At 68.2% G+C, this 15,182-nt stretch carries 16 protein-coding genes; 4 read left to right on the forward strand and 12 right to left on the reverse strand.

Annotated elements, in window-relative coordinates; translation table 11 throughout:
• The first annotated feature begins 51 nt into the window (after nucleotides 1-51).
• The 3 genes from SOM10_RS08480 (at nucleotide 52) to SOM10_RS08490 (ending at nucleotide 5,221) form a co-directional block, all read left to right on the forward strand.
• Entirely contained in the window at nucleotides 52-969 is a 918-nt protein-coding gene (locus tag SOM10_RS08480) for a glycine betaine ABC transporter substrate-binding protein (RefSeq protein ID WP_053098368.1), read from the forward strand.
• Between the two features lie 288 nt (nucleotides 970-1,257).
• A complete protein-coding gene (locus SOM10_RS08485; RefSeq protein WP_320489489.1) occupies nucleotides 1,258-3,558 on the forward strand; it encodes a GEVED domain-containing protein in 2,301 nt (766 codons plus the stop codon).
• 190 nt (nucleotides 3,559-3,748) lie between these two features.
• The gene (locus SOM10_RS08490; protein WP_072592168.1) at nucleotides 3,749-5,221 is read left to right on the forward strand and encodes a lipase maturation factor family protein; all 1,473 of its coding nucleotides are present in this window, start codon (nucleotides 3,749-3,751) and stop codon (nucleotides 5,219-5,221) included.
• 261 nt (nucleotides 5,222-5,482) lie between these two features.
• Here the strand turns inward: SOM10_RS08490 and SOM10_RS08495 are convergent, their stop codons facing one another.
• From SOM10_RS08495 to SOM10_RS08525, 7 genes are all read right to left on the reverse strand, one after another.
• Nucleotides 5,483-6,250 carry an ABC transporter permease gene (locus SOM10_RS08495; RefSeq protein ID WP_053098370.1) on the reverse strand — a complete coding sequence of 256 codons (768 nt, stop codon included), beginning with the start codon at nucleotides 6,248-6,250 and terminating at the stop codon, nucleotides 5,483-5,485.
• Nucleotides 6,247-7,032, reverse strand: coding sequence for an ABC transporter ATP-binding protein (locus SOM10_RS08500; protein ID WP_056275960.1), 786 nt, complete (start codon nucleotides 7,030-7,032; stop codon nucleotides 6,247-6,249). The genes SOM10_RS08495 and SOM10_RS08500 overlap by 4 nt, the downstream gene beginning before the upstream one ends.
• On the reverse strand, nucleotides 7,029-7,400 hold the full coding sequence (locus SOM10_RS08505) for a DUF1048 domain-containing protein (RefSeq protein WP_053098372.1): 372 nt from the start codon (nucleotides 7,398-7,400) through the stop codon (nucleotides 7,029-7,031). The genes SOM10_RS08500 and SOM10_RS08505 overlap by 4 nt, the downstream gene beginning before the upstream one ends.
• A 1-nt stretch (nucleotide 7,401) precedes the next feature.
• On the reverse strand, nucleotides 7,402-7,761 hold the full coding sequence (locus tag SOM10_RS08510) for a PadR family transcriptional regulator (protein ID WP_053098373.1): 360 nt from the start codon (nucleotides 7,759-7,761) through the stop codon (nucleotides 7,402-7,404).
• A gap of 205 nt (nucleotides 7,762-7,966) precedes the next feature.
• A complete protein-coding gene (locus SOM10_RS08515; RefSeq protein WP_320489779.1) occupies nucleotides 7,967-9,115 on the reverse strand; it encodes a threonine/serine exporter family protein in 1,149 nt (382 codons plus the stop codon).
• Nucleotides 9,016-9,330 carry a Type 1 glutamine amidotransferase-like domain-containing protein gene (locus tag SOM10_RS08520; RefSeq protein WP_320489492.1) on the reverse strand — a complete coding sequence of 105 codons (315 nt, stop codon included), beginning with the start codon at nucleotides 9,328-9,330 and terminating at the stop codon, nucleotides 9,016-9,018. The genes SOM10_RS08515 and SOM10_RS08520 overlap by 100 nt, the downstream gene beginning before the upstream one ends.
• A gap of 112 nt (nucleotides 9,331-9,442) precedes the next feature.
• A complete protein-coding gene (locus SOM10_RS08525; RefSeq protein ID WP_320489493.1) occupies nucleotides 9,443-10,174 on the reverse strand; it encodes an SGNH/GDSL hydrolase family protein in 732 nt (243 codons plus the stop codon).
• Between the two features lie 41 nt (nucleotides 10,175-10,215).
• On the opposite strand from SOM10_RS08525, the gene SOM10_RS08530 reads away from it, so the two are divergent.
• Nucleotides 10,216-10,749 (forward strand): hypothetical protein, encoded by a 534-nt coding sequence (locus SOM10_RS08530; RefSeq protein WP_053098376.1) that lies wholly within the window; start codon nucleotides 10,216-10,218, stop codon nucleotides 10,747-10,749.
• A 12-nt stretch (nucleotides 10,750-10,761) separates the two neighbouring features.
• Here SOM10_RS08530 and SOM10_RS08535 read toward each other — a convergent pair whose 3' ends face one another.
• From SOM10_RS08535 to SOM10_RS08555, 5 genes are all read right to left on the reverse strand, one after another.
• The gene (locus SOM10_RS08535; protein WP_053098377.1) at nucleotides 10,762-11,763 is read right to left on the reverse strand and encodes a magnesium and cobalt transport protein CorA; all 1,002 of its coding nucleotides are present in this window, start codon (nucleotides 11,761-11,763) and stop codon (nucleotides 10,762-10,764) included.
• A 335-nt stretch (nucleotides 11,764-12,098) separates the two neighbouring features.
• Entirely contained in the window at nucleotides 12,099-12,941 is an 843-nt protein-coding gene (locus tag SOM10_RS08540) for an SDR family NAD(P)-dependent oxidoreductase (RefSeq protein WP_320489496.1), read from the reverse strand.
• Nucleotides 12,938-13,663, reverse strand: coding sequence for a spermidine synthase (locus tag SOM10_RS08545; RefSeq protein ID WP_285363645.1), 726 nt, complete (start codon nucleotides 13,661-13,663; stop codon nucleotides 12,938-12,940). Before SOM10_RS08545 ends, SOM10_RS08540 begins: the two co-directional genes overlap by 4 nt.
• Nucleotides 13,660-14,577: a hypothetical protein gene (locus SOM10_RS08550; protein WP_320489497.1), complete on the reverse strand. Its 918-nt coding sequence runs from the start codon at nucleotides 14,575-14,577 to the stop codon at nucleotides 13,660-13,662. Before SOM10_RS08550 ends, SOM10_RS08545 begins: the two co-directional genes overlap by 4 nt.
• A 186-nt stretch (nucleotides 14,578-14,763) precedes the next feature.
• Nucleotides 14,764-15,114: a TraR/DksA family transcriptional regulator gene (locus SOM10_RS08555; protein WP_320489498.1), complete on the reverse strand. Its 351-nt coding sequence runs from the start codon at nucleotides 15,112-15,114 to the stop codon at nucleotides 14,764-14,766.
• Nucleotides 15,115-15,182 lie beyond the last annotated feature (68 nt).

The raw sequence follows: 15,182 nt of genomic DNA on the forward strand, positions 1-15,182 counted from the left end.
CGCAGTACACAGCAACACAGCACCTATATATACGGAACGAGAGACATACACATGAAGAAGAAGATCCTGACCATCGCGGCGATCGGCGCCGCAGCGACACTGACCCTCGCCGGCTGCAGCGGTGACGGCATGGGCGGAACCGGCGGAGACACCGGCGGCAGCGAGTCCGGTTCGGGCGACAAGGGCACGATCACCCTCGGGTTCCTGCCCTCGTGGACCGACGGACTCAGCACCGCATACCTGCTGCAGGACCAGCTCGAGAAGATCGGCTACACGGTCGAGATGAAGACGCTGACCGAGGCGGGTCCGCTGTACACCGGCCTGGCGCAGGGCGATGTCGACATGTACCCGTCGGCCTGGCCCGAGCTGACCCACGCCGAGTACATGGAGACGTACGGCGACGACATCGAGGACCTCGGCGCGTACTACGACAACGCGAAGCTGACCCTCGCGGTTCCGGAGTACTCCGACCTGAACTCGATCGAGGACCTCGCGGGCAAGGGCGCAGAGCTCGACGGCAAGATCTACGGCATCGAGCCGGGTGCCGGCCTCACCGCGCAGACCCAGAAGATGATGCCGGAGTACGGTCTCGACGGCGAGTACGAGCTCGTCACCTCGTCGACCGCGGCGATGCTCACCGAGCTGAAGTCGGCGACCGACAAGCAGGAGGACATCGTCGTGACGCTGTGGCGTCCGTTCTGGGCCAACGACGCCTTCCCCGTGAAGGACCTCGAAGACCCCAAGGGTGCGATGGGCGAGTCCGAGGCCCTGCACTTCCTCGGCACGAAGGGCTTCGCGGAGGAGTTCCCCGAGGCCGCCGAGCTGATCGAGCAGATCAAGCTCGACGACGAGCAGTACGGTTCGCTCGAGGACATGGTCGTGAACGAGTACGGCGAGGGCAAGGAAGCGGATGCCATCGACGCGTGGCTCGAGGAGAACGGCGACCAGTTCGACTGGGTCGTCAGCTGACCTGACTCACGGGAACGAGTCCGTCCGCACGCGGGTGGACTCCCCTCCGATGGGCGGAGGATCTGTCACGGATCCTCCGCCCATCGCTGTGTCTGGGCGGGTGTATTGATGTACCGAAACAGCGGCCATGCACCCCCGTCACGATGTCGCGAGCCCCACGTCTTGTGAGTGCCGTCGAAAGATCGACGACACCCCAGACATGCTTCGCCGGGGCTGATTGCCATGCGCATCGGTCCGTAGCTCGGATCCCGGAACTCCTGCGAGATGTCCCTGTGATTCGAGGACCTCATGACAGCACCCGCACCGGCATCCGCACGCGTACCCCGAGGGCGCCGTCGCCTCCGAACGATCCTCGGAGTCGCGCTCATGGGCGCGATCCTGCTCGCCGGCGGGCTGCCGATGACGCAGCAGCCGGCAGAGGCCATCGAGGAAGCGCTGAGCACGACGCGCACCGCGACGAGCGCGACCATGAACTACCGCGGTGGAGTCACGGCCACACTGACGGTGAACCCGGCGACCACGAAGTCGGGCTCGGCCGGCGTGCAGTTCCTGGCGACCACGCCGCACAACGGATACGGCGCGACCAACGCGATGTTCGCGCCCGGCCTGGACGTCGCGACCACGCCGACGGTAGGACTCGAGGCGGGCGCCGGCATGTGCGACGGCCTGGACTTCTCCGGCTACTGCGCGAACAAGAACGGCACCCTCACGGTGGCATTCAGCCGCGCGGTCACGGATCCGATCATCGACATCTCCGGTCTCGGCGGCTACGCGCAGTGCGTGGAGGAGCGCAATACAGCCGACACGTTCTGCGAGATCATCACCGGCAACGGATTCACGATGAAGACGGATGCCGATGGTGACCGCACAGCCGCGGGCTGGATCGCCATGCAGATGGACATCGTGACACCCGGAGTGACCTTCGCTCCGATCGCCGGCGCGCAGAACCTCAGCGTCACCCCCACCACGCTCACCGCTGCGACGAAGACGAGCAGCTCGCGGTGCAACACCATGCTCCCCACTGCGGCCGAGCTGGCTGGGCGGACGATGACCAGCACCGCGCTCGCCGGCTGCGGCTCCGTCGTGCTGAAGGGCACCTTCCAGACGGTCACCATGAATCTCGGCACGCACATCCAGCGGGCGCCGGCGGCGGGTGGCTGGGCGAACGGGTACAACACCTACGACCCGGGCAAGAGCCTCGGCGACCTGATCCGGCTCTCGATCCGGCTGCACGAGGACATGGGCGACGCGCCGAGCAGCTACGACGCCGCTCAGGCCGCGGTGCACGTCCAGGGTCCGCTGCGCCTCGGTGCGGGCATCACGTCGGATGCCGACGCGACGGCCAAGCCGACGCTCTCGCCGAACGCCGGTGCAGGAGCCTCGCTCGACACGGATGACGCGATCGCCGACGGCATCCGGGCTCCGCGCGCGATCCGCGGCACCGCGTACTCGTTGCCGATCCCGCTGTCGGGCACCACGTCGCCCGGCACGGTCGCCGGATGGATCGACTTCAACAAGAACGGCATCTTCGATGCGACCGAGCGGGTGCAGGCCGCCTTCCTCGCCGGTGCGACCTCGGTGAACCTCTCGTGGACGGTGCCGGGCACGGCCGTCGTGGGTGACACGTACCTGCGTCTGCGCACGTCGTTCACCGCTGCGGAAGTGGCTGACCCGCGAGGCATCTCGCAGTCCGGTGAGGTCGAGGACTACATCCTCACCCTCGCCGCGGCGGCACCCGCGATCGAGGTCGTCAAGCTCGTGAACGGCGACGACGCGAACACCGCGCCGGGAGTCGCCGTCGACGCCGGATCGGCGATGAGGTTCGAGTTCCGGGTCACGAACACGGGCAATGTCGTGCTGACCGCCGTGCAGCTCGCGGATGACGTCATCGCGGCCGCCTCGATCCTTCCCGTCGGCGCGTGGGACGGCACGCTCGATCCGGGGGAGTCGGTCGTGTTCACCGCGACCTACCCCGCCCCGACCACGGGCGGCGTGCTGCACAAGAACACGGCGACCGCCTCAGGGCAGCCGGCGTCGGGCGGGGCTCGGGTGACGGACACCGATCCGGCCCACGCGACCACGCGAGAGGTGCTGGCCTCGCTCATCGTCGAGAAGCTCGGCGAAGACGTCAACGGCGACTGGGTGCGGATGGACGGGTCGGGCTTCCGGCTGCTCGCCGACGCCGCGGGGGTTCCCGGTGCGCCGGTGACTCCCGGGCTGATCGCCGGGGCCGAGGTCGGGCTGTTCACCGCCGCTGGCCTGCGCCCTGGCACGTACTGGCTCGAAGAGACGACGGCTCCGGAAGGGTTCTCACTCCTCGCCGAGCCGGTGAAGATCATCGTGTCGGCGGCCGGTGTGCTGTCGATCGCCGACGGGCAGTCGAGTCCGCAGGTCACCCTCGCCGGCAGCACGGTGTCGGTGCGGGACGTCCCGGTGTTCGAGCTGCCGGCCGCGGGCGGAACGGGGTCGCACGGCTTCACGCTCACCGGAGGTCTGCTGATCGCGCTCGCGATCGCGGGCGTGGTCGCGCTGGAGATCCGTCGCGCACGGCGTGGGCGTCGCGAGGAAGTGCTCGACGCCGTCAGCTGACCCGGGTCGAGTCGTCTGCGATCGGGAGGAGATCTGCACTCGGGAGGGGGGTCCCCGGTGGATCCTCCTCCCGATCGCCGTTCTCCTCCCGATCGCTGGTCGTCTCCCGACACGGCGACTCCCGACACGGCGCCACCCGGCACGCGCAACCCCCTCTTCGACCTGTCGCACCCGGGGTTAGCCTGTGGCCGTGGACGGGTTCGCGGCGGTCGACTTCGGGTTCGCCCGCGAGGTCCTGCAACGGGGCGTCGCGGCGCTCTATCTCGTCGCGTTCATCTCGACTCTGAACCAGTTCCGACCGCTGCTCGGCGAGCACGGGCTGCTGCCGGCACCGGCGCTGCTCGACTGGATCGGGCAGAAGGAGTCACGACGGCGGATGCTGCATCCGACCCTCTTCCTCCGCGTCCGGTACTCCGACCGCAGGCTCGGACTGCTGTGCGGGGCAGGGATCGTCGTGTCCGCGGCGCTGGTCGTCGGCATCCCGCAGTGGGGTCCGCCGTGGGTGCCGATGCTGTGCTTCCTCGCGCTGTGGCTCGGATACATGTCGGTGGTCAGCATCGGTCAGACCTTCTACTCGTTCGGCTGGGAGATGCTGCTGCTCGAGGCGGGGTTCCTGGCCGCCTTCCTCGGTTCGAACGATCAGCCTCCGCCGACCGTCGTGATCGTGCTGTTCTGGTGGCTGCTGTTCCGTGTCGAGTTCGGTGCCGGCATGATCAAGATCCGCGGCGGGCGGGAGTGGCGTGACCTCACGGCGCTGATGTACCACCACGAGACGCAGCCCATGCCGGGGCCGCTCAGCAGGCAGGCCCATCTGCTGCCCCGGTGGTTCCATCGCGCCGAGGTCGTCGGCAACCACGTCGCGCAGCTCGTCGTGCCCTTCTTCGTGTTCGCTCCGCTGCTGTCGGTCTGGATTCCCGGTCCCGTGCCCCAGATCGTCGGGGCGGTGGCCGCGACGATCATGATCGCGACCCAGGTGTGGCTCGTCGCGACAGGCAACTTCGCCTGGCTGAACTGGGTGACGATCGTGATCGCCTTCTCGGCGATCGGACTGCCGGGGGTGGGCGCGGCACCGCGCGACGATGCGATGGACGACACGCTGTGGCCCGGCATCCCGCTGTACTGGTTCGTGCTCACGGCGGCCGTGGGCGTGCTCGTCGTGGCGCTGAGCGGGCCCGCCCTGCGCAACCTGTTCGCGCGGCGGCAGCTGATGAACGCGAGCTTCAACCGGTGGCAGATCGGCAACGCCTACGGAGCGTTCGGCACGGTCACGAAGCAGCGGGTCGAGATCGTCGTCGAGGGATCGGTCGACGACGACGGTCTGCTGTGGCGCGAGTACGAGTTCAAGGGAAAGCCGGGCGACGTGCGACGCATCCCGGGGCAGTTCGCGCCGTACCACCTGCGCCTCGACTGGCTGATGTGGTTCCTGCCGCTCGGCCGTTCGCTCGACGACTGGTTCACGGTCTTCCTGCTGCGACTGCTCGAGGCCGATGCTCCGACGCTCGCTCTGCTGCGGTCCGACCCGTTCGACGGTGAACCTCCGCGGTGGGTGCGCGCCGTGTCATACCGCTACCGCTTCGCGACGCGGGCCGAACGGCGCGACGGCGCCGGGGTGTGGGTGCGCACGCGCCAGTCCGTCGTGCTCGGTCCCCTTGGGCTGCGGTAGGCCGCGGCGCCCGGCATCCGCATCCGCTGCCCGGCATCCGGCATCCCCCACCGGCGTTCCGGAGGAGATCTGCGATCGGGAGGGCACATTGCCGAGATTCATCCTCCGAATCGCAGATCTCCTCCCGCATGAAGGCACGAGGGTGCGGGAGTGAGTGCACGAGGGGCGCGGGAGTGCGCAGAAGAAGCCGACGCCGAGCGCGGCGAAACGCCCCGGCCGGGCGCGGGGCCCGGACGGAGCGTTCCGTCTCACTGCAGACGTTCAACTGACCTTCTTGCGGTACGAGATGATCGCGAACACGTAGGCGACGACCAGGATGCCGACGCACCAGGCGAGAGCGACCCAGATGTCGGTGCCGACCGGCTGCTCGGCGAACAGCGCCTGGATGGTGTCGACGATCGAGGTGACCGGCTGGTTCTCCGCGAACCACTGCACCGGACCCGGCATCGTGTCGGTCGGCACGAAGGCCGAGCTGATGAACGGCAGGAAGATCAGCGGATACGAGAACGCGCTCGCCCCGTCGACCGTCTTGGCGTTGAGCCCCGCGATGATCGCGAGCCACGTGAGCGCCAGGGTGAACAGCATCAGGATGCCGATGACGGCGAGCCAGGCCCAGACGCTCGCCCCGGTGCGGAATCCCATCACGAACCCGACCGCGAAGATGATCGCGAGCGTGATGGCGTTCGCGGTGAGTGATGTGAGCACGTGCGCCCACAGCACGCTCGATCGGGCGATCGGCATGGAGTGGAAGCGCTCGAAGATGCCGCTCTGCATGTCGGTGAAGAGCCGGAACGCCGTGTAGGCGATGCCGGACGCGATCGCGATCAGCAGGATGCCCGGAAGCAGATAGTTCACGTAATTGTCGACCCCGGTGCTCGTCTGCAGAGCCCCGCCGAAGACGTAGACGAACAGCAGCATCAGGGCGATCGGGGTGACCGCCGTCGTGATGATCGTGTCGGGGCTGCGGAAGATGTGCCGCATCGAGCGGCCGGTGAGTGTCGCCGTATCGGCGGCGAAGTGCGTGCTCATGCTGCGTTCTCCTTTCCGGTGGTCGAACCCGACTTCGGTCCGATGAGAGTGAGGAAGATCTCCTCGAGGGTGGGCTGCTTCTCGACGTACTCGACCTTCGCCGCGGGCAGCAGCCGCTTGAGGTCGGCGAGGGTGCCGTTGGCGATGATCCGACCCTCGTGCAGGATCGCGATGCGGTCGGCCAGCTGCTCGGCCTCATCGAGGTACTGCGTGGTGAGCAGCACGGTGGTGCCGGTGTTCGCGAGCTTCTTCACCACGTCCCACACCTCGATGCGGGCCTCGGGGTCGAGACCGGTGGTCGGCTCGTCGAGGTAGATCACCTCGGGATTCCCGACGAGGCTCATCGCGATGTCGAGTCGGCGGCGCATACCGCCGGAGTAGGTGCCGACCTTGCGGCCCCCGGCATCCGTCAGCCGGAACGTCGCGAGCAGTTCGTCGGCCACCGTTCCGGGGTCGGGCAGGTGGCGCAGCTGGGCGACGAGCACGAGGTTCTCGCGTCCGGTGAGGATCTCGTCCACTGCGGCGAACTGACCGGTGAGGCTGATGCGCTGACGGACGCCGAGGGGGTCGGCGGCCACGTCGATCCCCTGCACGGTGGCTGCGCCGGCATCCGACTTCAGCAGCGTCGAGAGGATGCGGACCATCGTCGTCTTGCCGGCGCCGTTCGAGCCGAGGAGGGCGAAGATCGTCCCTTTCTCGACCTCGAAGTCGACGCCTCGCAGCACGTGGAGGTCCTTGTAGGACTTCTCGATGCCGCGAACGGCGATCGCTGGTGCGTTCATGATCGTGATTCCTTCTTCTTCGCGTCGTCGACCGCCGTGACGAGGCGGGCGCGCTCCTTGTCGATCCAGTGGGTTCCGCCGTACGCCTCGGCGTAGGTCTCGGCGAACGAGACGGGGTCGTCGCCGACGATGTCGTCGATCGGGGTGCCGTCTATGGCGGCGCGCTCCCACAGATCGGCGAGGTCGAGGAAGATCTGCACGAGGATGTCGCCGTCGGTGATGCCCCCGTAATACATCGTGTAGCGGTGCTGGGCGTTGGCGACCGTGCGATAGGGCTCGGGGAGGGCGTCGATGCGCTTCTTCGCATCGCGGTACTGCTTCTTCTGCTCGAGCGATCCGGTGAGCGCTTCGATCCACTTGGCGGCCATGTCAGTTCTCCTTGTTGTTCGTGTTCGTGCTGTTCGTGCTGTTCGTGTTCAGCTGTTCGATGTGCTCGGAGAGGAAGCTCCACGTCTTCCAGAACTCCTCGAGCTCCTGCGTGCCTGCGGCGTTCAGGGAGTACACCTTGCGGGGCGGTCCCTTCTCGCTCGGCACCTTCTCGACGTCGACGAGCTTCTTCTGCTCGACGCGCACCAGCAGTGCGTAGATCGTGCCCTCGGCGATGTCGGTGAATCCGTGGTCGCGCACGCGGCTGGTGATCTCGTAGCCGTAAGCCGGCTGCTCGGCGAGGAGTGCCAGGACGATGCCCTCGAGTGTGCCCTTGAGCATCTCGGTCATCTGCTTGCCCATGAGAGCCTCCTTTCGTTGGTTCGGTACTCAGTGTTGCTGGGTACCGGTACAAAGTAACACTGAGTACCGGTACTTAGCAACACCGAATACTGAACTTTCTCGGAAGCCGCCCGGTGGCCGCGTTGACGGTCGCGCTTCGTGCTGCGCGGGCTGCTGCCGCCCGGGTGGCTGAGCGATCCGCGGGCGGGCTGAGCGCGAGCGCGGCTCAGTCGCGAGCGCGCCGCCAGGGCAGCAGCCGGTCGAGGAACCGCCGCGGCGCCTCGGACACCACCGTGGGCGGAGCGACGGCGAACTGCACGATCTCCTCGGCCCCGTGGTGCACCACCCGATACAGCGCGGTGCCGATGAGCACTCCGAGAGCGATCGACATGATCGACAGCAGCGCCGCCATGAAGTCGGCGAGGCCGCTGTCGGTGGCGACGGCCTCGGTGAGTCCGACGAGTCCCGCAGCGCCCGGGACGAGCAGCCAGAACGCCGGAAGGAACGTGATCTGCGCCGGGACGCCGCGGCGCAGCGAGGCGATCCAGAACACCACGAGTGCCATCGCCACGGCCCCGACGAATCCGCCGAGGGTCGCGCCGAGCAGCGCGGTGCCGACCCACTGTCCGATGTACGCCACGACGAGCGCCAGCAGCACCCACCCGAATGTCGAGGTGGGGGCCGAGAAGTGCAGATAGTTGCCGAGCGCGAACACCAGGATGCCGATCAGCGCGACCCACCACGGTAGGAAGGATGCCGCTTCGAGCGGCTCGTAGGAGCGCGATTCGACACCCACGACGGTGCCTGCCGCCAGGATGCCGAATGCCAGCAGGGCGAGCTGCACGAAGCCGTAGATCAGACGCGAGGCGCCCGAGATCATCTGCCCCGCCGCGAGCTCGACGGTCGCGGTCGTCAGCACGCCTCCGGGCAGGAAGGTGACCAGCGGGGCGATGAGCAGTCGGATCGGATCGCCGATCTCGATGACCTCGGCGAGCAGGAACACCGCGGCGGCGCACACGAACGCCGCGGCGATCGGCATCACGAGCTGCAGGGTGGGCGAGCGCACGAGCTTGAGCAGCCCGATGCCCGCACCCAGGACGAAGGCGACGATCGCGCCCTGCCAGGTGGGGGCGAGCAGCAGCGCCAAGCCGGTCGTCAGCACGGCATGCCCGAACGTGCGGGTGACCCAGCCCAGCCGTGGACGCATCGCCCCGATCTCGTTCAGGCGACGGATGCCGTCGAGCGGCGACACCGAGGCGGTGCGCGCCTGCGCGATCAGCTCGTACAGTGCCGCGATCTGGTCGAAGCGGAACGAGGCATTGGTCGCCGAGGAATCGCGACTCGCGATTCCTCGTCGTCGCCGTCGTCGACCGATCGGTGGAAGAGGGGCAGATGATGCGGTGCGCAGCGGTCCGAGTCGTACGTCGCGTAGAAGCTCACGATGTATGCCGCGTCATCGCCCGTCGCCGTGCCGACGAACAGCACTCGAGGTCTCTCCTTGCGGGTGAGCCCGAGGATGTAGTCGTGCGTCGGATCGTTCCGCCGCTCCATCATGGCCTTGCCTGCGCCCGTCGCCACCACATGAGACACGTCGCCACCCCCGCTGTCGTCTGCGAATGCGCTCAGCGTATTGGGGTTCGGGGCGCTGCGGGGGGTGATCTCACCCGGGCGGGGCGACCGCCGCGATCAGCCGTTCAGCCGTTCAGCCGTTCAGGCGCGCCATCGCGACCTGCGCCTCGAGCAGCGGCAGGGTGCGATCGGCGTCGGGCTGCGGGCAGATGTCGAGGGCGTTCGCGAGTTCGAGAGCCAGCGCGGCGTGACCGGCGGCGTTCGGATGGAACGGGTCGCCCATCAGCCCCCACGGAACTCCGCCGTTGCCCAGCTCGGTGAAGCGCGCGTGCTGGTCGACGAGGATCACGTCCTCGGATGCCGCGACGGTGCGCACGGCATCCGCGAACTCCGCGATCCGGGCGCGTTCGGGCGCGTTCGCCGTGTCGATGGTCGGCGGGGTCTGCAGCACGGGGATGGCCCCCAGCGCCCTGACCCGCGCGACGAACTCGCGCAGTGAGCTGGCGTAGTCGTCGGCTCCGATGACGACACGGGGCCCGCCGTCGGAGGCATCGTTCGTGCCGATCATCAGCGTCACGAGATCGGGTCGCCATGACGCGACGCGGCGGTCCCAGTCGTCGAGGATGTCGATGATCCGGTTGCCGCTGATCGCGGTGTTGATCACGATGTCGCGCACACGCCCGAGCTCGCCGCGGATCAGCTCGTGCAGATGTTCGGAGTAGCTGCGCCCGCCCTGCGTGTGCAGCAGGCCGTGCGTGATGGAGTCTCCGGTGATGACCCAGTTCAGCGGCTCGACGCCGGCGAGGGAGGCCGCGATGCGGCGGAGGTCGGATGCGGCGGAGGCGGGGGAGTCAGCATTCGGCACGCCCTAGAGCCTAGCGGCGGCGAGAGTGGAAGACTGGTGCCATGTCCTCCCCACTGCTCGACACTCTCCTCGCCCGCATCGTCGACAGCGGACTGCTCGATGATCCGGTCGCCGAGAACGGTCTCGTCTACGGGCGGGCCACCATCGATGCCGCCGGCGCGGTCGTCACCGTCAACGTCGACCCCGAGCTGGAGGACGACGAGGAGACCCTCGACGACGACGCGCTGATCGCGGCGATCACCCGCATCCTGTCGGTGTCCGAGACCCGGTGGCGGGCGGTGATCGACGAGGTCGCCGACGACATCGACGAGGCCGTCGACGACGAGCCGGTGATCGAGCAGGTCGACCTGCGCGACGATCTCGAAGCCACCTCGGTGGTGGTGTTCGCCGATGCCGTGCTGATCGCCTTCGATGCGCCGAAGCAGTTCCCGGACTCGCGGATCCTGGTGCAGCTCGACGACGACCTCGAAGTCGCGAACATCGAGGTGCGCGACCGGGATGCCGCTGACGTCGAGGTCCTGGAGTTCGACGATCTCGACGAGCTGCTCGACAGGCTCAGCGGCGACGACCGCTGAGCCCGCCGGGGGTCACAGCCACTTCTTGTACTTGAACACCCCGTAGAGGGCGACCGCGAAGGCGGCCATCGCGCCGATCGCCATCGGATAGCCGTGCGCCCAGTGCAGCTCGGGCATGACGTCGAAGTTCATGCCGTAGACCGTGCCGACGAGGGTGGGCGCGAAGATGATCGCCGCCCACGACGAGATCTTCTTGATCTCGTCGTTCTGGGCGAGGCTCGCATCCGACTGCCGGCGTGCGACGAGAGCCGACTGCACCGTGAGGGCGTTCTCGAGGATCGCGCGGAACGAGTCGACCCGCTCGTTCACGCGGATGACGTGGTCGAGCACGTCGCGGAGTGAGCGCTGCAGCTCTTCATCGATGCGGTACTTCTCGGATCCGCGGCGCAGCCATTCCAGCATCCCGGCGAGGGGGTGCACCGCGCGCTGGAAGTTGATGACCTCGCGCGAGAGCTCGTAGATGCGCCGCGAGAGGGCGTCGTCGTCGCTGTCGCCGAAGAGCTGGTCCTCGATCTCGTCGATGTCGTTCAGCAGCCCCGTGACGATGGGCTCGTAGCCGTCGACGACCTCGTCGAGGATCGCGTAGAACACGGCCTCGGGGCCCATCGCGAGCAGGTCGGGGTGCGCCTCCATGCGACGACGCACGCCCACGAGGTCGGGCGACTCGGCGTGCCGGATGGTCACCACGAAGTCGGGGCCGACGAACAGGTGCAGCTCGCCGAACTCGATCGACTCCTGCTCGTCGCGATAGCGGGCGGGGCGCAGCACGGCGAAGAGCGTGTCACCGTAGCGCTCGACCTTCGACCGCTGGTGACCCGAGAGGGCATCCTCGACCGCGAGCGGATGCAGGTCGAACTCGCGCGCGACCGAGGCGACCTCCTGAGGGCTCGGTCGGTAGAGGCCGATCCAGGCGATGCCGCCGTGGGCATCGAGCGACCGGTAGGTCTCGTCGAGGTTCTTCGGGGTCTCCACGCGACGTCCGTGGACGTACACGCCGTTGTCGATGAGGGCCATGGCTGGCTCCGTTCTCGCAGGCGCACGCCGGGTCAGAGGGGGCGTGCGCAGTATTCGTCAGGGGGCGGAAGACGCCGCCGACGGCTGCGGAGCAGGACGTGCAGGTGCGGAGCCGGAGCTCAACGCACGGATGCCGTCAGACGCGACGCAACGAAGGCGGCGTCGCAACTATCACCGGACATCGCCATCACCGCCTCTCGCGCTCTGAACGGGTCATGTGACCCGGTGTGCCAGCATACTCCTGCCTGCTGGGGGTCGATCCACCGGTCCGGCTGCGTCCGCTCGTGGTTCCGGTCGCAACACAGCGGGGCGAACGGCCGGCGATCAGGATGCGGTCAGGCGGCGTCGATCCCGACGAGTTCGGCGCTCTTCTGCCACAGGGCCTCGGCCAGTGCGGCATCCTCGATCATCGGGTTCACCCGCCGGGTCAGAACGCGCTCGTCGTAGTACTCGCCCGAGATCCAGGTGTCATCCGGGGTGCCTTCGACGAACCAGCTGAGCGTGCTGCCGCCCTTCTCGCTGCTGATGAGCAGCAGTCGCTTGAGCGGGGTTCGGTAGACGAACCGCATGAGCGTGTTCGAGTCCGAGGCGAAGTTGGTCTGCACGGTGCCGGGGTGGAAGGCGACCGAGCGGAGTCCCTCGCCGTGGAACTTCGTGTGCAGGCTCTTCGTGAACAGCACGTTCGCGAGCTTCGCATCGCCGTAGGCGCGGTTCGCGCTGAAGTCCTTGAGGTTGTCGAGGTCGTCGATGTCGAGCTTGGCGAACAGCCGGTGCGCGACGCTCGAGGTGTTGATGATCGCCGCGCGACCGGTGCGCAGCTGCGGCAGCAGCAGGTTCGTCATCAGGAACGGCGCCAGGTGATTGACCTGCAGCGTCTTCTCGAAGCCGTCGACCGTCGGGGTCTGATCGCCGAAGATGCCGCCGGCGTTGTTCGCGAGCACGTCGATGCCGCCGTCGCCCACGGCATCCGCGATCTTCGTCGCGAGTTCGCGCACGTCGTCGAGTCGCGCGAAGTCGGCGGTGAACCACTCGGCCCCGGTGTCTGCGGCGACGGCGCGTGTCTTCTCGATAGATCGTCCGACGAGGATGAGTCGGTGGCCGGATGCCGCGAGCTGGCGTGCCGATGCCGCACCGATCCCGTCGGATGCGCCCGTGAGGACCACCGTCTTCGGGGTCACGACGTCGGCTCCGCTGCGCCGCGGCTGCGCCCGACGTACACGGTGTTGGACGACGTCCCACCGGTGACCGCGTTCGCGAAGTCGACCACGTGGGCGACGGCGTCGTCGAACACGGCACGCATCTCGTCCATGAAGGCATCGTCGGGCGGATCATCCGACCACAGTGCGAAGACGCCACCGGAGGCGAGGTGCCGGTCGAGTGCGCGCAGGCCGGCCGCGGTATAGAGGTCGGCGTGCGTGGGGTCGAGCTGGTGGCGCGGCGAGTGGTCGACATCGAGCAGGATCGCGGAGTAGCCGCGGTGGCCCTCCGGGGGCGCTGCGCGGACCACGGCGAAGAAGTCGTCCTCGACCAGGCTCGTGCGCGGGTCGTCGACAAGTTCCGCCGACACGGGCAGCAGCTTCCGTCGGTGCCATCCGATCACCGCGCCGAGCCGGTCGACCACGGTGAGCGACGCCACGCGGTCGTCACGCAGCGCCGCGACCGCCGTGTATCCGAGCCCCAGGCCGCCGACCAGCACAGAGAGGTCATCGCCGGCGACAGCGGCCAGGCCGAGATTCGAGAGCTCCTCCTCCGCCACCGTGAACAGGCTCGACATCAGGTATTCGTCACCGAGCTTGACCTCGTAGATCTCCTGGCCGACAGCGGGTTCGGTGCGGCGACGCAGCGTCAGCTCGCCGATCGGGGTCTCCTGCCAGTCGAGCTCTTCGAATCTCGTGATCATCGGGGATTCTCGCCGTCGTCGTTCGTGTTCGCGCGCAGGGGTGCAGACGCGTCAGTCCGGGCCGGGGAGTCGGGAGCCGTCGTCGGCGACGGCAGCCGGATCTTCTCGGGCTCCGGATCGGAGACGGCCCCGGCGCGGGCGGGCGTCGTCGATGCGGCATCCGTGACGGTGCCCGTCGACGGATGTGCGGGGAGCTCGCGCGCGACCTGCTTCTCGAGCACCTGCACGGCCTCGTCGCTGAGCAGGATCAGGCCCTCGAGCTCGTCGCGCACGCGTCGGTAGGCGACGTTGCGCTCGGCCTGGGTGGCCGACTCGTCGACGGCGACCTTGAGCAGCTGCTGCGCGCGGTCGAGGCGCTTGCGCTCGGGTTCGGTGAAGGTCGAGTCGCGCAGCCGCCGGGCATCCTTCTCGGCGATCTCGAATGCGACGGCGTACGCACCGACGGCGTCGAGGTACTCCGACACCTGCTGCTCCGTCACGGCTGCGTCAGCGGAGAGCGGGCGCAGCGCATCCGCCGTCCTCTTGGCCCGAAGGAACGCCGCGACCAGAGGCTGGCGTCCGTCGCTCATGGCGGGGAAGGCGATGAGCTTCGCGACGTCGAGCTCGTAGTCGAGCCACCGCGCGGTGATCTCGTCGTGCTCGGAGAAGAGCCGCTCGAGCAGGGTGTTCGGTGCGACGGAAGCACGAGTGTCGACGAACGCCGGTCCCGCCTGCCTCGCCCTTCCGGTGCGGGCTTCGAGCTGAGCCGTCTTGATCTCGGCCTTCAGTCGCAGGGTCTCGATGCGACGTTCGTGGCGACGCTTCGAGTTGCGCTCCCACGCCTTCGCGGCGCCGCCGGCCATGCCCATGATGGGGAAGACGAGCCACCAGTAGTGCCCCGCGAAGTTCCAGAAGCCCTGGATGAACTCGTCCATGATGCCCTCAGCCTACTTCTCGGGCTGTGTGGCGTGGGCGGCCGGGGTTGCGTGCGCGTGTGCTCCACAACTCCGGAGATCCGGACTGGCAGGCGACCACGTTCGTTCGCAAGCGCCGAGAAGACGGGCGGCCCTCGCGGGGGTGCACAGGATCTCCGGAGTTATGGAGCCCCCCCGGGGCGCCGATCAGAGGCCGAGCTTCTCCGCGCAGGCGACGCAGTGCGTGGCGAACGGGCGCACCTCGAGTCGCGCCTCGCGAATCGGCCTGCCGCAGTGCGCGCAGACGCCGTAGGTGCCGGCATCCAGTCGTGAGATCGCGTCGTCGACCTGCTGGAGTTCGGATGCCGCCGCATCGGCGAGCCCGGTCAGCCGTGACCACTCGGACGAGAGCGTGACGCCCTCGGGGTCGTGCTCGTCGTCGTCGTTCGAGCCTTCGCGATCGTGCATCAGCTCGGCGAGGGTCGCCGCCGTCGATGCGACCCGCGCCGTCGCCTCGGCGCGCAGCATCTCGAGGCGTGAGCGGGCATCCGACGTCATCCGCACACTCTAGGCGGCACCTCCGACACCAGCCGTTCACTCAGCGTTCCGTTTCGAGTACGGCGGTC

The sequence above is a fragment of the Microbacterium sp. CFBP9023 genome (assembly GCF_034045055.1).
Classification (GTDB): domain Bacteria; phylum Actinomycetota; class Actinomycetes; order Actinomycetales; family Microbacteriaceae; genus Microbacterium.